24 protein-coding genes are annotated in these 23,982 nt (G+C 64.7%); 10 read left to right on the forward strand and 14 right to left on the reverse strand.

All coding sequences use genetic code 11. The features are described 5' to 3' along the window. The first annotated feature begins 750 nt into the window (after positions 1 to 750). Positions 751 to 882, forward strand: coding sequence for a hypothetical protein (locus tag EB815_RS33960; protein ID WP_274534574.1), 132 nt, complete (start codon positions 751 to 753; stop codon positions 880 to 882). Next, positions 855 to 2,288 carry a cryptochrome/photolyase family protein gene (locus tag EB815_RS16835; RefSeq protein ID WP_056571334.1) on the forward strand — a complete coding sequence of 478 codons (1,434 nt, stop codon included), beginning with the start codon at positions 855 to 857 and terminating at the stop codon, positions 2,286 to 2,288. The genes EB815_RS33960 and EB815_RS16835 overlap by 28 nt, the downstream gene beginning before the upstream one ends. Before the next feature lie 58 nt (positions 2,289 to 2,346). Here the strand turns inward: EB815_RS16835 and EB815_RS16840 are convergent, their stop codons facing one another. The 9 genes from EB815_RS16840 to EB815_RS16880 form a co-directional block, all read right to left on the reverse strand. Beyond that, on the reverse strand, positions 2,347 to 2,673 hold the full coding sequence (locus EB815_RS16840) for a DUF1294 domain-containing protein (RefSeq protein WP_056571336.1): 327 nt from the start codon (positions 2,671 to 2,673) through the stop codon (positions 2,347 to 2,349). A gap of 28 nt (positions 2,674 to 2,701) precedes the next feature. After that, a complete protein-coding gene (locus EB815_RS16845; protein WP_056571339.1) occupies positions 2,702 to 3,688 on the reverse strand; it encodes an ABC transporter permease in 987 nt (328 codons plus the stop codon). Then, the gene (locus EB815_RS16850; RefSeq protein WP_056571341.1) at positions 3,685 to 4,659 is read right to left on the reverse strand and encodes an ABC transporter permease; all 975 of its coding nucleotides are present in this window, start codon (positions 4,657 to 4,659) and stop codon (positions 3,685 to 3,687) included. The genes EB815_RS16845 and EB815_RS16850 overlap by 4 nt, the downstream gene beginning before the upstream one ends. Further along, complete coding sequence (locus tag EB815_RS16855) at positions 4,656 to 6,206, reverse strand: sugar ABC transporter ATP-binding protein (protein ID WP_056571343.1); 1,551 nt, start codon at positions 6,204 to 6,206, stop codon at positions 4,656 to 4,658. The genes EB815_RS16850 and EB815_RS16855 overlap by 4 nt, the downstream gene beginning before the upstream one ends. Positions 6,207 to 6,447: 241 nt before the next feature. After that, positions 6,448 to 7,482 carry an ABC transporter substrate-binding protein gene (locus tag EB815_RS16860; protein WP_056571345.1) on the reverse strand — a complete coding sequence of 345 codons (1,035 nt, stop codon included), beginning with the start codon at positions 7,480 to 7,482 and terminating at the stop codon, positions 6,448 to 6,450. 88 nt (positions 7,483 to 7,570) lie between these two features. Continuing rightward, positions 7,571 to 8,488 carry a sugar phosphate isomerase/epimerase family protein gene (locus EB815_RS16865; RefSeq protein WP_246738963.1) on the reverse strand — a complete coding sequence of 306 codons (918 nt, stop codon included), beginning with the start codon at positions 8,486 to 8,488 and terminating at the stop codon, positions 7,571 to 7,573. Positions 8,489 to 8,508: 20 nt separating this feature from the next. After that, positions 8,509 to 10,053, reverse strand: a complete 1,545-nt coding sequence (locus EB815_RS16870) for a mannitol dehydrogenase family protein (protein WP_056571347.1) — start codon at positions 10,051 to 10,053, stop codon at positions 8,509 to 8,511. Then, complete coding sequence (locus EB815_RS16875) at positions 10,050 to 10,832, reverse strand: SDR family oxidoreductase (RefSeq protein ID WP_056571349.1); 783 nt, start codon at positions 10,830 to 10,832, stop codon at positions 10,050 to 10,052. The genes EB815_RS16870 and EB815_RS16875 overlap by 4 nt, the downstream gene beginning before the upstream one ends. A gap of 78 nt (positions 10,833 to 10,910) precedes the next feature. Continuing rightward, positions 10,911 to 11,804 carry a MurR/RpiR family transcriptional regulator gene (locus tag EB815_RS16880; protein ID WP_056571352.1) on the reverse strand — a complete coding sequence of 298 codons (894 nt, stop codon included), beginning with the start codon at positions 11,802 to 11,804 and terminating at the stop codon, positions 10,911 to 10,913. 119 nt (positions 11,805 to 11,923) lie between these two features. Here EB815_RS16880 and EB815_RS16885 point away from each other — a divergent pair, with 119 nt between their 5' ends. Then, positions 11,924 to 13,111 carry a Gfo/Idh/MocA family protein gene (locus EB815_RS16885; RefSeq protein ID WP_056572115.1) on the forward strand — a complete coding sequence of 396 codons (1,188 nt, stop codon included), beginning with the start codon at positions 11,924 to 11,926 and terminating at the stop codon, positions 13,109 to 13,111. Positions 13,112 to 13,142: 31 nt separating this feature from the next. Here the strand turns inward: EB815_RS16885 and EB815_RS16890 are convergent, their stop codons facing one another. Beyond that, positions 13,143 to 13,607, reverse strand: a complete 465-nt coding sequence (locus EB815_RS16890; RefSeq protein WP_056571354.1) for an NUDIX domain-containing protein — start codon at positions 13,605 to 13,607, stop codon at positions 13,143 to 13,145. A 189-nt stretch (positions 13,608 to 13,796) separates the two neighbouring features. Here EB815_RS16890 and EB815_RS16895 point away from each other — a divergent pair, with 189 nt between their 5' ends. Further along, positions 13,797 to 14,327, forward strand: coding sequence for a sterol desaturase family protein (locus EB815_RS16895; RefSeq protein WP_056571356.1), 531 nt, complete (start codon positions 13,797 to 13,799; stop codon positions 14,325 to 14,327). 66 nt (positions 14,328 to 14,393) lie between these two features. Here the strand turns inward: EB815_RS16895 and rsgA are convergent, their stop codons facing one another. Then, positions 14,394 to 15,428, reverse strand: coding sequence for a ribosome small subunit-dependent GTPase A (rsgA, locus tag EB815_RS16900; protein WP_244494078.1), 1,035 nt, complete (start codon positions 15,426 to 15,428; stop codon positions 14,394 to 14,396). A 315-nt stretch (positions 15,429 to 15,743) separates the two neighbouring features. Here rsgA and EB815_RS16905 point away from each other — a divergent pair, with 315 nt between their 5' ends. Next, a complete protein-coding gene (locus tag EB815_RS16905) occupies positions 15,744 to 16,586 on the forward strand; it encodes a TIR domain-containing protein (RefSeq protein WP_056571360.1) in 843 nt (280 codons plus the stop codon). Between the two features lie 147 nt (positions 16,587 to 16,733). Next, positions 16,734 to 17,471: a DUF6602 domain-containing protein gene (locus tag EB815_RS16910; RefSeq protein WP_155772443.1), complete on the forward strand. Its 738-nt coding sequence runs from the start codon at positions 16,734 to 16,736 to the stop codon at positions 17,469 to 17,471. Between the two features lie 64 nt (positions 17,472 to 17,535). On the opposite strand, the gene dinB is transcribed toward EB815_RS16910, so the two are convergent. Further along, entirely contained in the window at positions 17,536 to 18,783 is a 1,248-nt protein-coding gene (gene dinB / locus EB815_RS16915; RefSeq protein ID WP_056571362.1) for a DNA polymerase IV, read from the reverse strand. A 117-nt stretch (positions 18,784 to 18,900) separates the two neighbouring features. Then, a complete protein-coding gene (locus EB815_RS16920; protein WP_056571364.1) occupies positions 18,901 to 19,317 on the reverse strand; it encodes a winged helix-turn-helix transcriptional regulator in 417 nt (138 codons plus the stop codon). A gap of 107 nt (positions 19,318 to 19,424) precedes the next feature. Between EB815_RS16920 and EB815_RS16925 the strand changes: the two genes are divergently transcribed. The 4 genes from EB815_RS16925 to EB815_RS16940 all read left to right on the forward strand — a co-directional run bounded on the left by EB815_RS16925 (position 19,425) and on the right by EB815_RS16940 (position 23,197). Then, on the forward strand, positions 19,425 to 20,012 hold the full coding sequence (locus tag EB815_RS16925) for a dihydrofolate reductase family protein (protein WP_056571367.1): 588 nt from the start codon (positions 19,425 to 19,427) through the stop codon (positions 20,010 to 20,012). Positions 20,013 to 20,131: 119 nt separating this feature from the next. After that, positions 20,132 to 21,013 carry an SDR family oxidoreductase gene (locus tag EB815_RS16930; RefSeq protein WP_056571370.1) on the forward strand — a complete coding sequence of 294 codons (882 nt, stop codon included), beginning with the start codon at positions 20,132 to 20,134 and terminating at the stop codon, positions 21,011 to 21,013. A 107-nt stretch (positions 21,014 to 21,120) separates the two neighbouring features. Continuing rightward, positions 21,121 to 22,062: an alpha/beta hydrolase gene (locus EB815_RS16935; protein WP_056571376.1), complete on the forward strand. Its 942-nt coding sequence runs from the start codon at positions 21,121 to 21,123 to the stop codon at positions 22,060 to 22,062. 205 nt (positions 22,063 to 22,267) lie between these two features. Further along, positions 22,268 to 23,197 carry a sigma-70 family RNA polymerase sigma factor gene (locus EB815_RS16940; RefSeq protein ID WP_056571379.1) on the forward strand — a complete coding sequence of 310 codons (930 nt, stop codon included), beginning with the start codon at positions 22,268 to 22,270 and terminating at the stop codon, positions 23,195 to 23,197. A 21-nt stretch (positions 23,198 to 23,218) separates the two neighbouring features. On the opposite strand, the gene EB815_RS16945 is transcribed toward EB815_RS16940, so the two are convergent. Then, positions 23,219 to 23,980 carry an alpha/beta fold hydrolase gene (locus EB815_RS16945; protein WP_056571382.1) on the reverse strand — a complete coding sequence of 254 codons (762 nt, stop codon included), beginning with the start codon at positions 23,978 to 23,980 and terminating at the stop codon, positions 23,219 to 23,221. Positions 23,981 to 23,982: the final 2 nt, after the last annotated feature.

The raw sequence follows: 23,982 nt of genomic DNA on the forward strand, positions 1-23,982 counted from the left end.
AGGCGGCCAGGCGAAACTTTTGCGCCGGGCGTCGTCGCCGACCGCCAGGCGCGCTTGGCGCTCCGCCTCCCTAGGGCCGCCGCAGTCGCCTGCCTGCCGCAAGCGCTGCGCGACGCCGATGTCCGCCCGCTGCTGTCAAAAGTCTCGGCCAAGACGCTGGTGCTGCACCGCAGAGGTGACCGGCGGTGCGGGTGGAAGCCGGGGCGGTATCTGGCGGGCAGGATAGCCGAGGCGCGGTTTGTCGAGGTGGAGGCGGAGGACCACTGGTTCTGGGTGGGTGAGCAGGGGGTGTTGGTGGAGGGGGGATGGTGCGGGGTGGGTGATTGGCCGACAGGCGACGTAAAGAGTGCGCTGTCTGTCACCGTAATTTGGTCACGTAATTCTTTGCTTCAACCGGCGCTTTTCGGCGGCGTTACGATGGCAACGTACCATCGCAAGATTTCACTGAGCTTGGTAGCTGCCCGCTCTGTTCACTGGCACCATTGACGGCATGTCGTGGTTCGGAAGACATTCCGGCAGGGAAATGAGGCTTGGGAGCGGCGATCGTCCACTACGCAGCGCTAACGACATATCTATTCGATGATCCCTATCTTTATCGCAGTGGCCACCTTCGCCGGTACGGGCAAAAGCTGGCGCAGCAGCTTAGATGGACGCGCCGCCCACCACGGCCTTCTCCCCCGTCTCGACACAGCGCCCGCCGAAACCTCCCACACCGCAATCGTGCTGGTCACTGACCGGCCGGCGCTCTAGATGATGAAGGACATCGACGACGCCGGCATGTTTTCAAGCCGGTGGCTGTCGCAGGGCTGCCTCGCATCGCTGGTTGCCATTTCTTTTGTCTGGAAGGAGCAGGTTTGGAGCGAAATCAAGCAGGCCCGATAATCGTCCTGTTCAGGGACGATCTGCGTGTTGCGGACAATGGGGCGCTGGCGGCGGCGGGCGCTGCGGGCAGGCCGGTCGTGCCGCTTTTCATTTTGGATGAGAGCGGGAAGGACGCGCGGCCGCTTGGGGGAGCCAGCCGTTGGTGGCTGCACCATTCGCTTGCGGCGCTGGAGCGGTCGCTGGAGCAGCTTGGCGGCAAGCTTTTCCTGCGGCGGGGGGCGACTGAGAAGATCGTGGCCGAGGCCGTCAAGGAGACGGGGGCGGGCGCCGTGTACTGGAATCGCCGGTATTCTCCAGCCGGCATCGATGCCGACAAGGCGCTGAAGTCCGGCCTGCGCGAGCAAGGGCTGGAAGCGAAAAGCCATGACGGGTTCCTGCTGCACGAGCCGTCACGCCTCGCCACGCAATCCGGCGATTTCTACAAGGTGTTCACGCCCTTCTACAGAAGGCTGGCCGAGGACGATGTGCGCGATCCGATCGATGCGCCGGCCTCGCTCACGGGATGGAAGGGCAAGCTTGCCTCCGACAGGCTCGACGCGTTCGGGTTTCTGCCAAGGCATCCGGATTGGTCGTCGGGCCTCGCACAACGCTGGCAGCCCGGCGAACAGGGCGCGGGGGAAAGGCTGGCGCGGTTTGTCGAGGATGGCCTCGACAACTACGCCGAGAACCGCGACCTGCCCGGCATTGATGGCACGTCGGGCCTGTCGCCGCATCTGGCGCATGGCGAGATAACGCCTTTCCAGATCATGGCGGCGCTGCGGCGCAGGCGCGGCAAGGACGCCGACACCTTCCGCAAGGAAGTCGGCTGGCGCGAGTTCTCCTACCATCTGCTGTTCAACCGGCCGCGCCTGCACAAGGAGAATTTTCGCCCGGCCTTCGAAGCCTTCGAATGGCAAAGCGCGCCCGCTGCGCTGAAGGCCTGGCAGCGCGGACTGACCGGCTATCCGATCGTCGATGCCGGCATGCGCGAGCTGTGGCAGACCGGCTGGATGCACAACCGCGTGCGCATGATCGCGGCATCCTTCCTGGTCAAGGACCTGCTGATCGACTGGCGCACCGGCGAGGACTGGTTCTGGGACACGCTGGTGGACGCGGACGCCGCCAGCAATCCGGCAAGCTGGCAATGGGTGGCCGGATCGGGCGCCGACGCCGCGCCCTATTTCCGCATCTTCAATCCCGTGCTGCAGGGCGAAAAGTTCGATCCGCAAGGCAGCTACATCAGGCGCTATGTTCCCGAACTGGCCAGGCTGCCCGACCGCTACATCCATCGCCCCTTCGAAGCGCCGGCAGCCGTCCTCAGGGATTGCGGGCTTTGCCTCGGAAAGGACTATCCGTCACCGATCGTGGACCACGCCATGGCCAGGGACCGAGCCCTGGAAATGTATCGCGGCACGCGAGAAGGCTGAAGCGCATCAAGTCGAAACGGGACATGCCGCGCCCCGACAATCCGCGGATAAGCGGCCGTCACGACGTAAGGAATTGCCAGAGCGCTTCGGGCGATCCCGTCGTGAGCAATCCGACTATAAGCGCGATCAGGGCGAGGAGTTGGAGCAGGGCGATGACAACGAGCGTGGAGCGGAACGGCTCCTTGCGCGTCTTGTGCCGGATCGTTTGCTGCGCGATCATGGTTCCGATGCCGCCGCCGATCATGGCAAGGGTCAGAAGCGTCGCCTCGGGAATGCGTTGTAAACCGTTCCTGGCCCTGGACTTGTTGAACGCCATGGCGGCGTGTGCCAGCAGGTTTACCGCCAGGACGTAGCCGACGACACCGATTGTGAACTGGCCCGGCATGCGCTCCCTCTGCGGGCTTTATCAACTCTCACCGCTCCTCCACAATCCGCAAATAAGCCGCCGTGACAAACAGCACGATCAGCCCGAACAAGATCCGCCGCGCCCCCTCCGGCATCTGCAGGATCGTCAGCAGCGTCGTCAGCACGGTGAGGATCAGGGCGCCGATGATGGTGCCGGTGTAGCCGCCGCGGCCGCCGAAGATGGAGGTGCCGCCGATGACGGCGGCGGCGACCGAGGGCAGGACCAGGGGTTCGGCCAGCGAGAGCGATGGGGCCTTGATCAGGCCGATATAGAGCAGGCCGGTGATGCCGGCGAGCACGCTTGACGTGATGTAGAGCGCGGTGATGACCTGCCAGTATCGCACGCCCGACAGGCGCGTTGCGCGCTCATTGTCGCCGACGGCGTAGAGCAGGCGGCCGAAGCCGGTGCGGGCCAGCGTGAAGACGATGAGGGCAGCCAGCGGTATGAACAGCAGCAAGGCGTTGGGGAAGCCGTAGGTGACGCCGGTGCCGAGCCAGGCCAGGAAGTCGGGGATCTTGGCGCCCGACGCGATCACCGTGCGCTGGTAGACCTGCAGGCAGCCGGTACCGATCAGGCTGGTGCCCAGCGTCATGATCAGCGGATGGACGCGGAAGACGCCGACGCCGATGCCGTTGACGAGGCCGATCAGCAGGGCCGGCATCATCGCCAGCAGGAAGGCGATGGAAGGGTCCTGGTTGACGATCTGCGTCGCCATGATGAAGGCGCTCATCGTCGCCACCGTGCCGACCGACAGGTCGATGCCGCCGGTCAGCATGGTCATGGTCTGGCAACCGGCCAGGATCGCCAGCGGAATGGCGAATTTGATGGTGTTGGCGATCCAGCGCTCGTTGACGATGCCGGGGCGCAGGATCTGCAGGATCACCACCAGGATGACGAGCAGGATGATCAGCGGCACCAGCGGCCGGTCGGCCATGAAGCGCTTCAGGCGGCGGCCGAAGGGGATGGTTTGGGGAACAGTCGCGGCGTTGCTCATTGTTGCCGGCTCCGCATGGTGATGAACGCGCCGAACATCACGACGGCGACCATGATGGCGCCTTCGATGATGGCGGTGACGTTGGGGTCGATGGCTAGCAGCGTGAGATCCGTGCGCACCAGGCGCAGCACGAAGACGGCGATGATCGGGCCGAGCAGGCCGCCCTTGCCGCCGCCGAGCGCCACGCCGCCCAGCACCACCGCCGCGACGCTGGCCAGGAGATAGGGGCCGGGGATGGGCGCGCCGATGCCGGTACTCATGGTCAGCGCCAGCCCGCCGAAGGCGGCGAAGAGGCCCGACAGCGCATAGGCGATGATGCGGGTGCGCTTGACCGGCACGCCTGAGCGGAACGCGGCCAGCTCGCTCGAGCCGATGGCGTAGATGGAGAGGCCGAGGCGCGAGCGCCGCAGCGGTATCCAGATGATGGCGAGGCAGACGATGAGCACCAGCAGCGCCTTGGGCAGCCAGGCGTCGATGGCGTCGGGCAGGCCTGGGATCGGCACGGTGCCGGAGATCAGCGCCTTCAGCCATTCGGCGGCGGCGCCGCCCGGCGCATCGAGCACCAGGAGGGCCGCGCCCTGCAGCACGAACAGCATGGCGAGCGTGACGACGATGTCGGGCACGCGGGTGACGACGATCAACAGGCCGTTGAGCGCGCCGAGCACGAAACCCATGGCGAGCACGAAGGGCACGACGAACAGCGCGTATTCTTCCGACGCGCCCGCCATCATCGAGGCGGCGGTGACGCTGGTCAGCGCCATCATGGCGGCGACCGACAGGTCGATGCCGCCGGCGATGACCACCACCGTCTGCGCGGCGACGGCGAAGGCGTAGGGCAGCACGGCCCGCGCCAGCGAGCCGAAATCGCCGCTGCCATAGCCGGGCTGGATCAGCTTGGTGGCGATGAACAGGACGACGAGGAGGGCGAACAGGCCGATGACCCAGCCCTGGCGGCGCAGGAAATGGCTCATGGCTTCGCCTCCGGCGCATCGGAGGCATTGGCGGTGGGGGCCGCCAGGATGCCGACATCGGCCTTGGCGCCGCGCGGCAGGCCGTAGGCGGCGCGCATCAGCGCCGGTTCGTCGGCCTCCTCGACCGGGAAGATGTCGACCAGGCGGCCGCCGAAGATGACGATGACGCGGTCGCAGACGCGCTGCACCTCTTCGAGTTCCGAGGTGTAGAACAGCACCGACTTGCCGTGGCCGGCAAGTTCGCGCAGCAGCTTGTAGATCTCCTGCTTGGTGCCGACATCGATGCCGCGCGTCGGGTCGAAGCACAGGATGGTGCGGGCGTCGGCCGCGATCCAGCGGGCGATGGTCACCTTCTGCTGGTTGCCGCCCGACAGGCGCTGCACCTCGCCTTGCGCGCGGGTGTCGATCTGCAGCCGCTCGATGGCGCTGAGCACCTTGGCGCGCTCGCGGCGCATGGGAATGGGGCCCCAGTTGCGCAGCGCGGCGCTGAAGGGCAGGGCGATGTTCTCACGCACCGAACGCTGCATGGCGAGCGCCTCGGAACGGTCGCCCGGCACATAGGCGATCCCCGAGCGGATGGCGTCGATCGGATGCGAGAATTTCACCTGATGGCCGTCGACCTCGATCGTGCCGCCGGAGGGCCGGATCGAACCGGCAAGGGCGGAAAACAATTCGTCCTGGCCCTGGCCTTCCAGCGCCACCACGCCGGCGACCTCGCCATCCCCAAGATCGAAGGAGACGTCGTTGAGCTTGGTGCCGACGCGCAGGTTCTTCACGGCGATGCGCGGTTGGGCAGGGGCGGGCGCGGCCTTCTCGGCGGCGCTGCGGGCGGCGACATGGGTCTTGACGATGCGGGTGCCGAGCATCAGCTCGACGATCTTCTCCTCGATGCCCGGCACGATGTCGACGACGCCGACGGTCTCGCCGTCGCGCAGCACCGTGGCGCGGTCGCAGAGCGCCGATATCTCGACGAAGCGGTGCGAGATGAAGATCACGGCGCGGCCGGCGTCGCCCTGGCGGCGCACCACTTCGAGCACCTTTTCGGCGAGGTTGGCCGGGAGCGCGGCCGTCATCTCGTCGAGCAGCAGCACATCGGGCTCGACGGCCAGCGCGCGGGCAAGGTCAAGCACGCGCAGCACGGCCAGCGGAATGTCGCGCGCGGTGTCGCGCAGGTCGAGGTCGGCTATGCCGAGCTCGCGCACCCAGGCGCGGAACGGCTCCACCGGCGTGCCGGTGAGCCGCAGATTGGATAGAACGTCGAGATCGGGGATCAGCGACGGCTCCTGGTAGACCGGCAGCAGTCCGGCGCGGCGGGCGGCGGCGGGCGAGCGTATGTCACGCGCCTCGCCCCGGATCAGGATGCGCCCGGCATTGGCCTGGATAGCACCGGTCAGGATCTTCACCAGCGTCGACTTGCCGGCGCCATTGGCGCCCATCAGCGCATGCACCTCGCCCGGCAGCACGGAGAGCGATGCGTTGCGCAATGCGGCGACCGCGCCGTAATTCTTGGCGACGCCTGACGCGTCGAGGAGGGGGCTGGTGGTCAAATGGTTCGGGTCTCGATTTATGGGATCTGCTCAATGCACCAGTACGCCAGGCTTGTGCGCGGCGTACTGCTGAAAAGCTCCACCTTCTCCCCTTGTGGGAGAAGCTGTCGCCGAAGGCGACGGATGAGGGGTGTTCCAGCGGAGTGAGGCGTCGGCGTTCCCTGGAACACCCCTCATCCGTCTCGGCGCTAGCGCGCCGATCCACCTTCTCCCACAAGGGGAGAAGGCAGAGGCGCAGCCCTTACTCGCCCGGACCCTTGCACGCCACGATCTGGTCCTTCGTGTACGTCGTCCAGTCCGGGATGGAGATCGAGACCGGCCATTCGGGGCTGAGCGAGGGGTCGGCGGCGGCCTTCAGCTTGGCCTTGCCTTCTTCGGTGGCGTTTTCCCACAGCTGCGGGTCGACCAGCACGGTCTGCTGTGCCGGCTTCTTGCCGTCGAGGATTTGCAAGGCCAGCGTCACACCCGCGCCGCCGATCGAACCGGGGTTGGTGACGGCAGCGCCGACGAGGCCCTTGACCGAGCTCAACTGGCCGACGAAGCCGGCATTGTCGGCGCCGACCACCGGTACCAAAGGCGCCTGCGATTCAACCAGCGCGTCGACGATGACGTTGTCGATGCCCGACGTCCAGACGCCGTTGAACGGCGTGCCGGTGGCGAGGAAAGACAGCATCTGCTGCTTGGCCTGGTCCTGCTGCCAGCCGGTGAAGACTTCCTGCGCGACCTTCACATCGGGGAATTCGGCCAGCGCCTTCTTGAAGCCCTTGTCGCGATCAGAGTCGGCGGAAGCGCCGGCGGCGCCGCGCATGTAGAACACCTCGCCCTTGCCGCCCATCTGCTGGAACAGCCACTTGGCGCCGAGATAGGCATACTGCTCCTGGTTGTTGGAGATGATGTAGGCCGACGGTTCGGTGACCGCCTGGTCGACGGCGACGACGACGATGCCGGCCTTGGTGGCTTCCTCCAGGCCCGCCTTGATGCCGGCCGGATCGGCGGGGTTGACGACGATGGCGTCGACCTTGGCGCTGATCAGGTTGCGGATATCTTCCAACTGGCCGGCGGCGTCGGTGTTGCGGTGGGCGATGTTGAGCTTGGCGACTTCGCCCGAAGCCAGCGCCTGCGCCTTCATGGCGCAGACCATCTCCTCGCGCCAGCCATTGCCCTGCACGGTGTTGGAAATGCCGATCGTGTATTTGCCGGCGGCCGACGAGACGCCCACCGAGGCCAGCAAGGCCGCGCCCGCCAGTAGCGGGACCATGGTCAGGATTTTCTTCATTTCAATACTCCTCCACATTGTTTTCAGTTTCAGTTTCAACCTGTTGGAACACGCCGCTGACAAAGTGAGTCATGCGGCGCGCTCTCATTCATTTGACGAAGGGGCGCAGCACGTCGCGGGCGAGCAGGAAACCGCGCTTCACCTGGTCGTCGCTGCCTTCAAATCGCCTGTCCTCGTGTTCGATGATGACGGATCCATCATAACCGGCGCGGTAAAGGCCGGAGAAGAAGCCGCTCCAGTCGACATCGCCCAGCCCCGGCATGCGCGGCACCTGCCAGCCTATGCCAGCCGAAAGGATTCCGCGCTCGTACAAACCATCATGATCAATCATCAGGTCCTTGGCGTGGACATGCAGCATGTAGGGGCCGAACTCCCTGATGAAGCGGGCCTGGTCGATCATCTGCCAGACCAGGTGCGAGGGGTCGAAATTCATGCCGACATCGCCGCCCCAGGTCTCCAGGATGCGGCGCCAGACCTGCGGCGAATAGGCGATGTTGTGCCCGCCCGGCCATTCGTCATGGCTGAAGATCATCGGGCAGTTCTCGAAAGCGAGCTTGACGCCGTGCCCGCGCGCATAGGCGACGATTTCGGGCCAGATCTTCAGCGCGTCCTGCCAGTTGACGTCGACCGTCTTGGACGCATCGCCGCCGCAGAAGGTGTTGACGACCGGCACGCCCATATTGGCGGCCAGCACGATCACCTTCTTCAGATGGCCGATGACCGCCTCGCGGTGCGCGGCATCCGGATGCAGCGGGTTGGGATAGTAGCCGAGGCCCGAGACAGTGAGGTTCTTCTGCGCCAGCGAGGCAACGATTTCCTTGGCCTGCGCGGGGGAGGTGCCATCCGCGTCGATGTGGCTGGTGCCGGCATAGCGGCGGGTCGCGCCAGATGTTTTCGGCCAGCAGGCGATCTCCAGCGCCTCGAAGCCGACGGAATTCGCCCAGCCGGCAACCTCGCCAAGCGGCGTCTGCGCGAACGGTGCCGTAAGCACACCAAGTTTCATCATGCCTCCCCTAAAGCCAGTGCCTATAATGCCGATTGTTTGGATCGCTTCAACCTCGCGATCTCATCTTGTTCAAGACTGTGCCTGACACCCGCCATCGGATCGTCCGACAGCAACGCGCCAAGCGCCGAGGTCACGGCCTCGCGGAAGGTAGCGTTCGCGGCGAGGCCAGGGTCGAAAATCGTGTCGATCGCGAGAATGGCGCAGGCCAGCGCCGGTGCATCGCGCCCGGTCATGTCCGCGATCTCGGCGACCTTGCCGGCATAGGGGTCCGACACCGGCCAGCGCTTGCCGAAGCGGGCCGAGGCCTGGACGAGGTAAGCCATCCAGCCGGCGACCGGCACCGACAGAAGGTCGATGCCCTGGCCCTGCCGCAAGCGGTCGCGGATCGGGTTGAGCAGACGCTGCACGATCTTCTGCGAGCCGTCGGTGGCGATCTGGTGGTTGCGGTGGCGGATCGCCGTGTTCCTCAGCCGGCCAAGGCTTTGCTCGACATAAGCCAGCGGCTCCATGCCGGGTACCGGCATCAGCGTCGGCAGCGTTTCCTCGACGAGCATGCGGTGCACGAAGACCGACAGCAGCGGGTCGGCGACGGCATCGAATGTGTGTTCAAGTCCGGCCAGCACGCCGAGGGTCGCAAGCGTCGTCTGGGCGCCGTTCAGCACCCGCATCTTGAGATGTTCGAACGGCGTCACGTCTTCGACGAAGGTCGCGCCGGCCAGATCCCAGCGCGGCATGCGGCCGGCGAATTTCTTCTCGATCACCCATTGCCGGAACGGCTCGCCGACGGCAACGGCGGCATCGCGGTAACCGAACCATTGTTCGACGCTGTCGAGATCGTCCTGGGTCACCGCCGGTGCGATGCGGTCGACCATGGCCGAAGGGAAGGCGGCGTTGGCCGCTATCCAGTCGGCCAGGCCATTGCCGCGCCGTTCGGCAAAGGTCCGCACGACATTTTCGAGGATGACGCCATTGGTCGGGATGTTGTCGCAGGAGAGCAGCGTCAGCTTCCGGCCATGCGTGGCGCGGCGCAGTTCCAGCGCCCGCGTCAATATGCCGGGCACGCTGCGCGGTGCTTGCGGGTTGGCGAGATCATGGACGATATCGGGATGGCCGAGATCGAGCGCGCCGCTGGACGGGATGTGGCAATAGCCCTTTTCCGTCACCGTCATCGTCACCAGTTCGATGTCGGGGGAGGCCAGCACGTCGAGCGCCGGCGCGGCGCTGTCCTGGCTGTCGACCACTTCGACGATGCTGCCGATGACGCGTGCCTCGACATGGCTGTTCTCGCGGATCAGCCGCGTATAGAGCCCGCCCTGACGGCCAAGCGTGTCGGCAAGGCGGGGCGGGCGGATGTTGATGCCGACGATGCCCCAGCGGTCGAACTGGAGCGAGAGCAGGTCGTCCGTGTATTCGGCCTGGTGGCAGCGGTGGAAGGCGCCAACGCCGAGATGCGCGATGCCGGGCGTCAACGCCGCCCGGTCATAGGACGGTGTCTGGACCGCGGACGGAAGCCGGTCAAGCAAGGCCGGCCCGAGCGTTTCCGGCGAGTTGGGAGCAGCGTTCACCGGTTCGCCCCGATCACCGACTGCTCCTGATCGATGACGGCGCCGGTCATCGGCCCGGCCGCGTCGGAAAGCAGGAAGACCGCGAGGCTGGCGATATCGCCCGGCTCGAGCAGCCTGCCGAAAGGCTGCGCGGCGTTGGCGGCGTCGAGCCAGCCCGGTCCATGGCCGAGCGTTTCGGACTGCATGGTGCGTTCGGCCGGCGTGTCGGTCCAGCCGACATTGATGCCGTTGACGCGGATGCGGTCGAAACGATGCGCGTTGGCGGCATTCTTGGTCAGCGTCGCCAGCGCGCCCTTGGTGGCGGAATAGACGGCAAGCTCGGGCGAGCCGCAATGGGCATTGATCGACAGGATGTTGACGATGGCGCCGCGCTCGCCGCGCTTCTTCATGTCGGCGATGGCCGCCTGCATCAGGAAGAAGGGCGCGCGCGCGTTGACGGCGAACAGCGAGGCCCAATCGTCGAGGCTGGCATCGAGGAAGGAGGCGCGGTCGGTCAGCCCCGCCGCGTTGACGAGACCGTCGATGCGGCCGAAGCGCTCGACGCAGGCCCGCGCCAAAAGGGCAGGGGTCGCCGGGTCTCCGAGGTCGGCGGCGACGAAGACTGCCGGCGTGCCCAGCCGCGAAAGCTCGGCCGCCACCGCATCGCCACGCGACTTCTCGCGGCCGGTGACCAGCAGCCCGGCCGCGCCGGAGCGCGCCAGCGTCTCGGCGATGGCGCGGCCGATGCCTTGCGTCGACCCGGTGACCAATATCACCTTGCCGTCGAGCCTGATCTCCATTCCTCCTCCCGGAACAAAGTTTCTATTTTTTGAAATATGGAACGACAATTCCCGATAGTCAATTGTGCCAGCACCACCTCATGTGCCGCGCTTTGCCGCGACGCCTTGGACCAGCGCCATGCCGACGGCCAGCGACGCCGCCAGCGAGCGGAAGCCGGCGAAGTCGGATTCCACCACCTCCAGCCAGCTGTCCGACAGCCGGATCAGCGGGCTGAACGTGCTGTCGGTGATGGTGACGATGCGGGCCTTGCGCTCATGCGCCACCGCGACGAGGTCGGGCGTGATCGAATTGTAAGGGCTGAAGGACACCGCCAGCACCGCATCCCGGCCGCCGATGCAGCCGACCTGGTCGAGCGCGGTGGAGCCGACATTGTCGACCAGCACGTTGCGCACGCCCTGCTGGGAGAGCGTCAGCGACAGATAGGTGGTGACAGGGAAGGCGCGCTTGGAGCCGATGACATAGATCAGGTCGGCGGCCGCCAGCACCTCCACCATCTTCTCGAAACTCCCGACGTCGAAGCCCGCCTCGACGCGGCCAAGCGAGGCCTGCGAGGCGCCGACCATGCCATGCAGGAAATGCAGGAGAGCATTGGGTTCGGCCTCGGTCCGAGGCTCGCCGCGCCCATCCGGCCACGACCCCTTGATGTGCTCCTTGAACAGGCCCTGGAAATCGGAAAAACCGGAATAGCCGAAGATCTGCGCGAAGCGCACCAGGGTCGACGGCTGCACGCCGGCCTGTGCGGCCACCTGGGCGATGGTGCCGAGCGCGACATCGCTCGGATGCTGCCAAAGGAAAATCGCCACCTGGCGCAGGCGCTTGGGGAAATGCACGGTACCGGACGACAGCACCGCGCGCAGCTCCTCATAGGTCTGCGGCTGGATATAGCCCAATGCCGCCAGCGAGCGCCCGCGCTTGCGCGTCGCCGCCTCGTCGCTGAGAGACCGTCCCGATGATTTGCCCGCCCCACTCATGATGTTCAGGCTAGCGCGGCACGATCGTATTACAATATGGAAATTGGAAATTATGTTCGAAAGTGGTAGCCGAGCTTGAGGCTTGGCGCGTCGCCAATGATCTGCCCGGAGGAAATAACATGGTCTACGCAACATCGGATGGGTCGGCGGGCAAGCGCCTGAGGGTCGGCATGGTCGGCGGCGGCCGCAATGCCTTCATCGGCGCGGTGCACCGGCTGGCGATGCGCCTCGACGACCAGATCGCGCTGGTGGCCGGCGCGCTGTCGTCCGACCCGGAGAACGCCGCCGCTTCGGCCGCCGAGATCGGCATCGCGCCGGAACGCAGCTATGCCGACTACCATGCCATGGCCAAGGCCGAAGCCGCGCGGCCGGACGGTATCGAGGCGGTGGTCATCGTCACGCCCAACCATCTGCATGCGCCGATCGCCACCGCCTTCCTCGAGGCCGGCATCGACGTCATCTGCGACAAGCCGCTGTCGACGACGCTCGGCGATGCCGAGGCGCTGGTGGCGCTGGCGAAGGCGAAAAAACGCCGCTTCGTCGTCACGCTGAACAACACCGGCTACGCCATGGTGCGCCAGGCGCGCGAAATGGTGATGGCGGGCGAGCTCGGCCGGATCGTGTCGGTGCATGGCGCCTATATCCAAGACTGGCTGACCAAGCCGATCGACGCCGAGGGCCAGAAGCAGGCGGAGTGGCGCACCGATCCGGCAAGGGCAGGGCAGTCCGCCGTCCTGGCCGATATCGGCGTGCATGCCTTCAACCTGGCGAGCTTCATCTCCGGGCGCGAGGCCGAGGCGGTCTCGGCCGACCTGTTCACCGCCGTGCCCGGGCGCCGGCTCGACGACAACGCGCATGTGCTGGTGCGCTGGACGGACGGGGCGCGCGGCACGATCCTGGCCAGCCAGACCTCGCCTGGCCACTACAATGATCTCTCCGTGCGCATCCATGGCGACAAGGCCGGGCTCGAATGGTCGGGTGGGCGGCCGGAGGAATTGCGCTTTTCGCCCTATGGCGAGGAAACCCGCACGCTGGTGCGCGGCGGCCACGGATCGACGGCGGAGGCGCGGCGCGTGTCGCGCATGCCGGCGGCGCACCCGGAAGGCTATATCGAGGCCTTCGCCAATTTCTATCGCGACGCCGCTGATATCATCCGCGCCCATCGCTCTGGCGGTACGGTCGATCCGGCACGCGCGGCACAGGTGCCCGACGTGGTCGATGGCGCACGGGGAGTGAAGTTTGTCGCGGCGGCGGTGGAGTCGAATGCCGCAGGCGGGGCCTGGACGGCGGCACGGTTTGGAGGATGACAGCGGATCTCTCGACAAGCGGGGAGATCACTCAGCCCAGTTGCTTCGCCAAGTCAGCCAGCATCGGGCGCTGCCCGGCAAGGATTTTCACCTCGGCCTCGGGCAGGCTGAACCAGCCGGCTCTGTCGACCTCGGGAAATTCCTTCATCGACCCGGATCGCGGCGGCCATTCCATGGTGAAGGTATTGCTGCTGATGGCGGCCACATCGATCCCGGTTGTGGTCTCGACGGACCAGGCGATGACGATCTTGCCGCCCGGCTGCCTGTAGTCGCCGAGGCGCGTGAAAGGTCCGCCGACCTTGATGCCTAGCTCTTCCGCGGTCTCGCGTTGCGCCGCGGCGAGTTCGTCCTCGTCTTCGCCGACCAGCCCCTTCGGGATCGACCAGGCGCCGTCGTCCTTCTTCGCCCAGAACGGGCCGCCGGGATGAACCAGAAGCACGCTGACATCGCCATCGCCTCGGCGATAAATCAGCAGGCCTGCACTGCGTTTTGCCATTTTTGTGTGTCCGTTTGCGGCGCCGGTGCGAAGTCGGCGCTCACCTGATTCTGCGTGGATCATGGGCGCCGGTCTTGCGCCGGGAGATTGCGACGTTATGTCAGGTGCATCCGCATTGCACCCCATTGCGGGGGCTTGCAATCTGACAGCATGGTTTGGGTTGCGTCGAAGTCAGGTGGGACGTCCGAAATGCAACTGGGTCTGATCGGCTACTACAGCGATTTCGTGGTTTATCCGCTGGTGATCGCCGTACTGGGGATCGCCGGGCTGATCGAGGCAGGCGAAGAGAGCGCCCCGGACTGGATCGGCACGGTGCTTATCTGCCTGGGCCTGTGGACGCTGATCGAATACGTCCTGCACCGCTTCGTCCTTCATCACGTTCCCTACATCAGGGATCTGCACGATCGTCATCATGTCGAGGAGCGCAGTTCTGTGGGCACGCCGACCTGGCTCAGTCTCGGTGTGCATGCGTTGATCGTACTGCCCGTTTGGATGCTCTCGGATTTCGCGATCGCCAGCGCGGTCGGTTGCGGGCTGATGCTGGGCTATCTCTGGTACATCAGCGTTCATCACATGATCCATCACTGGCATCCCTCGCATCCGAGCTACCTCTACACGCTCAAGCGCCGCCATGCCGTGCACCACCATATCGACGACACCGCCAATTTCGGTGTGACGTCGATTTTCTGGGACAGGGTTTTCGGCACGGCCCGGCTTTGAGGGCAGTAGGGCAGTAGGGCAGTAGGGCAGTAGGGCAGTAGGGCAGTAGGGCAGTAGGGCGGCCGTTCAGCGCCGCTTGCCGCGGCCGGCGGAGGACTTGGCGCCGCGTGGTCCTGTCCGCACCGGCGTGTTGTGCTGGTTTTCACCGGACAGTTTGCGCCAGCGGGCCAGGCGCTCGGGATCGAGCGTGCCGGCCTTGATGGCAGCCTGCACCGCGCAGCCCGGTTCGTGCACATGGGTGCAGTCGCGGAACTTGCAAAGTGGGGCAAGCTCGGTGATCTCGGCAAACAGCGTGTCGATGCCGTAGCCGACGTCGCTGACCTGCAGCGTGCGCATGCCCGGCGTGTCGATCACCCAGCCGCCGCCGGCAATGGCATGCAGCGACCGTGCCGTGGTGGTGTGGCGTCCCTTGTCGTCGTGTTCGCGAACGGCTCCGGTCTGCTGCGGCGATTGCCGCGCTGATCCGGCCAACGTGTTGACCAGCGTCGATTTGCCGACGCCGGAGGAACCGATCAGCGCCACCGTGTGCCCCGCGCCGCACCAGGCGGCGAGGGCGGTCGCGGCACCCGCTATGCGCGGGTTCAGCGTCACCGCGGTCAATCCGCGCTGCAGCGCGGCGGCTTGGCGCTGATACGCCTCGGCGTCTTCAGCCGTGTCGGCCTTGGTCAGCAGGATGACGGGTGTCGTTCCGGCCTCGTTGGCCAGCGCCAGATAGCGCTCGAGCCGCGCGATGTTGAAGTCGGCATTGCAGGAGGTGACGATGAACAGCGTGTCGACATTGGCCGCGGCCAGCTGCGGCACCCGGCCGCCCTGGGTGCGGCGCTCCAGAACCGTCTTGCGGGTCAGGCGACGCTTCACAAGCTGATCATGCGGCTCGACGAGCACCCAGTCGCCGACGGCATAGTCTCCGGTGGTGGCCTGCGGCGCCAGCGTCAGGTCGGTTTGCCCTGCCTGGGACAGGCCGCTCAGCCGGTCACGGTGGACCATGGCGATGCGGGTCGGGATCAGGCTTGCCTCGCCCAGTTCAAGCTGATCGGCGAAGAAATCCGACCAGCCAAGGTGGACAAGCGATGGTGACGAGGCTGGGGAGGAGGCCGTCAAGGCTTCGACCAAGGGTACGGCGTCGCGGACATCGGACAGTATCCCGGCGAGATGGGAGAGGCGAGGACCTCTCAGGATGCGCGATCCGCCCGAGAGGCTGTATGGGCGGCATGGCGCGGTTTGGCAAGCATTTCACGGCGACGGCCGGGCTTGGGTGGTCGTGTCATCACCTTTTCTGGTGCCCCGCGATAACTTAATCCAGTGTACTACGCTTTTGGCAGGGCGAGGTCTGTTGCCTCAGCGTGACATCTTTGCTTTCTCTGCTTCGAGTTCATCTGTTTTTCGAAGGATTCGGTAGTGGTACGAAAACCTAGCATGGACGCTCCAAAGTCTGCTCACCTAACCCCCGACGACATGCGACGTGGAAAGCGCCGCCTGGAGAAGCGCCTGGCCGAGGTTACGGAATTCGATCCCAAGACCCTTGATCAAAATGACCCTTGGGCCACAGTGCGACCATTGTCGACGTCGGTAGAAACCGCTCTTGACGAGACCTTTGGAAAAGGAAGTATCGAGTATAATCGGTATTTCCCGGCTTCTAAGTTCGATTGGCCGCTTATATTGGGAGGTGATGTTGCTTACCATGACAAGGTAAAGCATGTTGCGGAAGATCGAAATCGTTCTATTCAATTGCTGCAGGCGGCAATCCGTCTACTTGATGAAAGAATAGAGGAGGCGGCGGATCTATCTGGTGGGGAGCGGCTTCAGAAGGCTGTATTCGATGGGAATCGGTCAAACAAGATCTTTATCGTCCATGGCCATGATAACGGAACGAAGGAATCTGTCGCCCGTTTTGTGACGAGACTTGGTTATGAGCCTATCATTCTCCACGAGCAGGCCAATAAAGGGCGGACCATAATTGAGAAATTTCGAGACGAAGCGGACAGTATTGGGTTCGCTATTGTCCTTATGTCACCGGACGATGAGCTGGTATCGGGAATGAAACGCGCCCGCCAAAATGTAATCCTCGAATTGGGCTTCTTTCTTGGCCGATTGGGGCCCTCCAATGTGGCTGCCCTAGTAAGAGGTGATGTCGAAACCCCGAGTGATTTCGATGGTGTGATCTACACGAAGGTTGACGATTCCGGAATTTGGAAGGTTTTACTTGCGAAGGAACTGAAGGCGGCTGGATATTTGATCGATCTTAACAAGGCGCTGTAGCCAATCTGAATGAATTAAGTGAGCATAAACTGTAAATCGGAACGTACGATATCTCATTATCCGGCTGCAAGATGATTTACCTGTCAGGCGGTCTATTTCCATTGTGAAATTTCGACACTCAATCCTGTCAACTGTCTGGAGGCTGGTGTGCCCGTTGATAATGTCTTGCGTCGCCTCGGTGGTATTAGAAAGCAGTTGATGGCCAGCTACGAAGCAAGTGCACCTATGTCTGCTGCTACGAAAGGGCGTGAGCGCGAAACCTTTGTAGATGGATTTCTTAAGGATGTATTTCCACCAATTTACAGATTTGGTTCTGGCGATGTCGTGGACTTGGAAGGCAATCAATCAGGTCAAATAGATGTCGTTGTAGAGTTTCCCCTCGGGCCATCACTGCCCGCTGTTGGCAGTCCGCATCATCGACTCTATCTTGCTGAAACTGTTGCCGCGACCCTCGAAATAAAATCCGATATACAGGCGCAATGGAAAGAAGTTATTCACACTGCGAACTCGCTTTCAAAAATAAAAAGGAGCTCTCCCTCTGGCTTAATAATAGGATCTCGACCATCGCCTCGCATTCCTTTTATAGCTATTGGTTTCAAGGGATGGTCGCGTGCAGATATTGTCAGGCAGAAATTAGTTGATAATAGTGCTATTGACGCGATTTTGATTGTCGAACATGGAATTTTTGCTACCTCATCAGAGTTTGGTAGCTTAGCGGAAGTTGGCGAACAATCCGTTTGGCTTGCGATCTCTCTTCTATATGAATTTACTGGTCGTTTAATCTACTCAACATTCAATGGCGCGAATTATGCCGCAACTCCCAAGGTCGCCGATGCGCTTTCTCCGCCTCATCGCTCAGGAGATCAAATACTGCTAACTATGTAGTTTTGAGATTGCTGACATCTAGCGTCGGCCACCTACCGTAGCTGACGTTGGAGCTTTCTTCTGCTCACAGTTCCTTCTCCGCCAGTTCCCTGAATTCGTCGGGCACGGAGCGCGCCGCTTCCAACGCCACGGTGCCGTAGCCGACGGCCTGTTTGCCGAAGCGCTCGCGGATCTTGTCGATGGCGCGGTCGGCGCCGAAGCGGGCAAGGCCTTTTTTGCTGCCCGGCCGGCGCTTCTCGTCGGCGAGGCCGAGCGGCAGGTCGAGCTGCAGTTCGGCGCTCTCCTCCAGATGCGAAACCGAGATCGCCAGCAGCGAGATCGTCTTTTCCCGGGGATGATCGGCGAGCACGCCGCGCACCAGGTCCTGTGCGATCTCGGCCAGCATGGTGGTCGCGGAGATCGGCTGCTCCAGCGTGATCGAGCGCGTGACGGCGCTGAGGTCGGCAAAGCGCACGCGCACCGTCACCGTGCGGCCGGGCCGCGCCTTGGCGCGCAGGCGGCTGGCGACGCGGTCGGCCAGGTGCAGCAAGGTCGGCACGATCACCCGCGCCACGGCGGGTTTCTGGCCAAGCGCCGATTGCGCGCCTGCCGAGTGTGCCCGGCGCCTGGTTTCCAGCTTTCTCGGGTCGCGATTCCACGACAGGGCGGCAAGCTTTTCGCCGGCGGCGGGGCCGAGCAGCCGCGTCAGCGCGCCGCTATGCGTCCTGGCCAGCTGGCCGATGGTCTCCACGCCGATCTCGGCCAGCCGCGCTTTGGTCGCCGGGCCGACGCCCCACATCAGGGAAACCGGCAAATCATGCAGGAAGGCGAGCTCGGTGCCGGGATCGACCACCACCAGCCCGTCGGGCTTGGCGACCTGCGAGGCGATCTTGGCCAGATGCTTGGTGCGGGCCACGCCGATCGAGATCGGCAGGCCAAGTTCCGTGCGCACGCGGTGGCGGATCGCCATGGCGATCTCTGCCGGTTGCCCGAACAGATGCGTGCAGCCGGCGACATCGGCGAAGGCCTCGTCGATTGAAATGCGCTCGACCACCGGCGTGAAATCGTCGAGCACCTTGATCGCCGCGTCGCCCAGCCGCTGGTAGTGGCTGAAATTGCCGCCGACGAAGATCAGTTGCGGGCAAAGCTCGCGCGCCTTGCGCCCCGGCATGCCGCCACGCACACCAAAGGCGCGCGCTTCATAGGAGGCGGCGAGCACCACACCGCCGCCGACCGCGATCGGCTTGCCGCGCAGCGATGGATCGAGCAGCTGCTCGACCGAGGCATAGAACGCGTCGAGATCGGCATGCAGGATGGTGGCTGTCGTTTCCATCCCGACCGCTCATCCGCAGTTGCTGATAGATGCGAACGAATAGAGAACAAAAGGTGATTTCTGTCAAGGGAAACCGTTTGCTGAAACCCGTTCCGATGAGGGAAGGAGGGGCGCCGCCTAGACAATATGCTCGGCCCGCAGCGCCGCTTTCATCCGTTCCAACGCTGGTGCGCCGCCGGCCGCCAGTTCGTCGGCAATCCGGGCCAGGTGGCCGTCGGCCTTGCGGTGCTTGCTGCCCCACGCGCCTAGCGTGGCCAGCACCGGCAAAAGGTCGATGCCGGCCTCGGTCAGCCGGTAGATCGCCTTCAACCCATGGCTCGGGTCGTCGCTGCGGGTGAGGATGCCTTCGTCCTGCAGCGTCTGCAGCCGCTCCGCCAGCGTGCGCGAGGAGATGCCCTCATCGGACTGCAGGAACTCGCGAAAATGCTTTTTCCCGGCGAAGACCAGGTCGCGGATGATGAGCAGCGTCCAGCGGTCGCCGAGCAGTTCCAGCGACAGGCTGATCGGACAGCCGGATCTTTCACGCATCGACATCTCTATGCTTCCATTTTTAAATCACTTTACCATTGACATCATTTTTGGGCCGCGTCAATGATTCCAAAAGTAAAGCAATTTTCTTTTGATCCCGCGGGGAGACGACGATGAAGAAGCTCATCCTTCAGATGCAGATGTCGGTCGACGGTTTCGTCGGCGCCTATGAGGATCATGGCTGGCAGCTTTGGGAATGGGGCGACGACAGCGCCTGGGACGAGGAGCTGAAGCGCGACTTCAACACCATCTTCGCCGGGATCGACACAATCCTGCTCAGCCGCAAGATGGCCGAGGAGGGGTATCTGACCCATTGGGGCAATGCGGCGAAGAGGTTTCCGGCCGATCCGTTCCACGCCTTCGCCCAGCGCATCGTGGAGGCCCGGAAGGTGGTGCCGAGCGGCAGGCTGAAATCCTCGCGCTGGGAACGCACGACGGTGGTCAGCGGCGACCTGCCGCGCGAAGTGACCGCGCTGAAGGCGGGCGAGGGCGGCGACATCGCCGTCTTCGGTGGCGCCGGCTTTGCGTCGGCGCTGATCGCGGCCGGGCTGGTCGACGAGTTCCAGCTGTTCATCAACCCGGCGGTGCTGGGCGCGGGACGCCGCATCTTCGAGCAGGGCGGTTTCCAGAACCTGCTCCTGCTCGGCTCGAAGGCCTATGCCTGCGGCATGGTGGTCAACCGCTACGCCCCGGCGCGGTGATCGGGTACGGCGAGTTCCCAAAAAAACCGTTTGGCCAGAATCCTTTGCCCTCGTCTGTTCGTCTTCAAGGTGCGGTCGCCGGCGTGGCGGCCGCCTCAATCCCAGACGGAGAGAAGACGATGATCCTGGTGACGGGCGCCACGGGCCTGAACGGCAAAGCGATCGTGCACGAGTTCGCGCGGCAAAAACACGAGGTGAGGGCGCTGGTTCGCGACCCGAAGCGGGCGTCCATGGCGGGGCTCGGCGGACTTGCCGGCGTCGAACTGGTCGAGGGCGACATGCGCCGGGCGGAAACGCTGGGCGCGGCACTCGACGGCGTCGACCGCGTCCTGATGATTTCGACCGCCGCCGAAGACATGACGGAGACGCAGTGCCGTTTCATCGATGCCTGCCGGCAGGCCGGTGTCGCGCATGTGGTGAAGTTCTCCGGTGCCGAATCCAACATCGGCTACGACGCGACGAAGTTCCGCTTCACGCGCATGCATGAGGAGGTCGAGCGCTATCTGGAAGCGGCCGGCATGGCCTGGACGCATCTGCGCCCCAGCCAGTTCATGCAGGTGTACCTGCGCGACGCGCCGACCATTGCGGCCGAGGGGGCTTTCCACCTCGCGCTCGGCGACACCGAACTGTCGCCCGTCGACGTCGAGGATATCGCCAAGGTAGCCTTCCGGCTGCTGCGCGATGGCGGCCATGAAGGCGAGAGCCTCGACATGACCGGACCGGAAGCGCTGACCATGACCGGCATCGCGGCGCGCATATCGCAGGCGATCGGCAAGCCGGTCCGCTATGTCGATATCAGCCCCGCGGAGCGGCGGCGCAATTTGCTGGCCGCCGGCATTCCGGCCGGTTTCGCCGATGCGCTGGACGAGCAACTGGCCGAGCGGCTGCGGCGGCCGAAATCGCGGGTGCATCTTGCGACGCACGACATGTTCGGCGTGCGGCCGACGCCGTTCGTCGAATTCGCCCAACGCCACGCGGCCATGTTCAGAGGCGAGGCTTAGCCGAACTTCGGGAAAAAGCATCGGCGGCCGCGTATCCTTTTTGCCCGCCCGTCCGTCTCTGCTTCTCGAAGGTCGCAGTCGGCGATCGGCAACCCCGGGAGACCATCATGGCGAGCACTGAGAGCGAGGCAAACAGGAACCACTACGCGGCGATCGCAGCCAATGCGGGCAAGCTGACCAGCCCGCAGGCGATCATCGACTACAACGACACGCATTGGACGGCGCTGACCGGCGAGCCGGGCGGTGTCGACTATAGCGAGGTGGATGCCGGCGGCGTGCCGGCGCTGTGGATCGTGCCGAAGGGCGCCGACGCGCGGCGCGTGCTGTTCTACGCCCATGGCGGCGGCTTCATCGGCGGTTCGATCTACACGCACCGCAAGCTGGTCGGCCATCTGGCCAAGGCCGTCGGCTGCCGGGCACTGGCCTACGATTATCCACTGGCGCATCAGGCCAAGCACCCGGCGCAGCTCGAGGCGGCGATGGCCGCCTGGAACTGGCTCATCGACCAGGGCGTCGACGCAAAATCGATCGCGCTTGCCGGCGATTCCTGCGGAGCGGTGCTGACCTATGGCCTCCTGCAGCGGCTGCGTTCGCAAGGCCGGCCGTTGCCAGCCGCCACGCTGATCATCTCCGGCTGGTTCGACATGGCACTGACCGGCGCCAGCTACGAGACCAACCGGAAGAAGGATCCGGCCTTCGCCAGGGAGGCCGTCGACTGGCTGGTGACCAACTTCATCGGCGACCGCGACCGGCTCGATCCGGAGGTCAGCGCGCTCTACGCCGACTTGAGCGGCTTTCCGCCTGTGTTCCTGCAGGCCGGTGCCGACGAGGCGCTGGTCGACGAAAGCCGCATGTTCGCCGAGCGCGCACGGCAGGCGGGCATCGAGACGCGCCTCGATGTCTTCGACGGCATGCTGCACTCCTTCCAGATGATGGCCGGCCGGGCGCCGGAGGCCGATGACGCGATCGGCCGCTTCGCCGCCTGGGTGCGGCCGAGGCTGGGCCTGCCGGATGCCGTCGCCATGGCGACCGGCGAAAGGGCGGCGTGACCATGCGCCGGCTGGGCTTGGCGCTTGTGGAAGTACCGCGCTTGCGCGATGCTGCGGTGACGTTAGAGCAGTTCGCCGTTTCACGGAAACGGCGAACTGCTCTAACTCTTTGTCTTGACGCAATTCCCAAGGGCAAGCGCTACGCGCTTGTCCCGGGAAAACCGCTACACACTTTTCCTGGAATTGCCCTAAGCGACGTGCCGTGATGAACCAGCAGATCCGCGCATCCCGTGAAACGAGGCAAGGCATCGAGCCGCGCCTCGATCCCGAAGGCCTGTTCGACCTGCGCTACAGGGCATTCCTGGAGACGGTCTCGCATTTGCGCGTCCGTCTCCACCGCTACTGCGCGCGCATGACCGGCTCGGCTCTCGACGGCGAGGACATCATGCAGGAGGCGCTGTTCGAGGCCTACCGCAAGATCGCGCTGCTCGACGATGCACAGGCATTGCGGCCATGGCTGTTTCGTATCGCCCATAACAGGTGCATCGACTTCATCCGCAACCGCCGCACGCGGCTCAAGGCCGAAGCCTCCTATGCCAGCGATGAGATCGTGCTGCCGGTCGAGCCCGCCGGTGCGGGCGCCGGCCGCGCCATCGAGCGGCTGGTGGTGCACCTGCCGCCGAAGGAGCGCGCCTGCGTGCTGCTCAAGGATGTCCTCGACCATTCGCTGGAGGAGATCGCCGACCTGGTCGGCTCGACATCGGGCGGCGTCAAGTCGGCGCTCAATCGCGGCCGCGCCAAGCTCGCCGCTCTTCCGGCGCAACCGGTTGCGGCACCCGCGCACGACCCGGAACTGGAGCGGCTGCTCGGCCGCTATGTCGAACTCTTCAATGCCAGGGACTGGGACGGGGTGCGGGCGCTGACCAGCGCCGATGCCCGGCTGCGGGTTTCGGACTGCTACAATGGCCTGCTCTCGCGCTCGCCCTATTTCGTCGAATACGAGCGCGGCGAGCCCTGGCGCATGCGGCAAGATGCGATCGAAGGGGAGGCCGTGCTGGTCGTCGACAGGCCGCGGGGCGAGGCATGGCGGCCGGCCTATCTGGTGCGTATCCATGCCGATGGCGGCGTCATCGATCGCATCGCAGACTATTATGCCTGCCCCTGGATCCTGGAGATGGTCTTCGCGGACGGATGACGGACCGATCCGGCCCGCGCCCTATTTCATCGAGTCGGCGGCCGCCAGAATGACATCGGCAACCTCGCGCGGCTTGGAGAGCATTGGAATGTGGCTGGTCGCAAGCTCGGTCACCTCGGCGCCGATGGCCTTGGCCATCGCAGCTTCAGCCGCCGGCGGTATCATGCCGTCGTGGCTGGCGACGATGTAGAAGCTCGGCCTGGTCTCGTAGGCGGCGGCCGTCAGCTTCTCGTCGAAGATACCGGCAAAGGTCGGACCTTGCGTGGCTGCGATCAGGCTGATTTCACTCGGCGGCAGGTCCTGCGCGAAATATTTGGCGACGCCTTCGGCGCTTAGCCTGACATAGCCGCCGCTATCGGCTTCCAGGGCGCTTGCCCAGGGCAGCGGCGGCTGCCCCTTGCCAAGATCGTTCACCGACACGCCCTTTGGGGGCGCGAAGGCGGCGACGTAGACCAGCGCCTTGACCTTGTCGTTCACGCCCGCCTGACTGATGACGACACCGCCCCAGGAATGGCCGACCAGGATGACCGGCCCCGGCTGGGCATCGATGACCCGCCTGGTTGCGTCGACATCGGCGGCCAATGAGCTCAACGGGTTCTGCACCGCCACCACATTGAGCCCCCTGGCCTCCAGCAGGGGGATGACCTTGCTCCAGCTCGAGCCGTCGGCAAAGGCGCCATGCACCAGCACGACCGTTTTCTTCGGCGCGCCGGCGGCCGAGGCCGGCGCGGCCATCGCCATCAGGACGGCGGCTCCCGACAAGAGAAGATGCGACAACGACATCG

This window comes from Mesorhizobium loti (genome assembly GCF_013170705.1).
Taxonomy (GTDB): domain Bacteria; phylum Pseudomonadota; class Alphaproteobacteria; order Rhizobiales; family Rhizobiaceae; genus Mesorhizobium; species Mesorhizobium loti_D.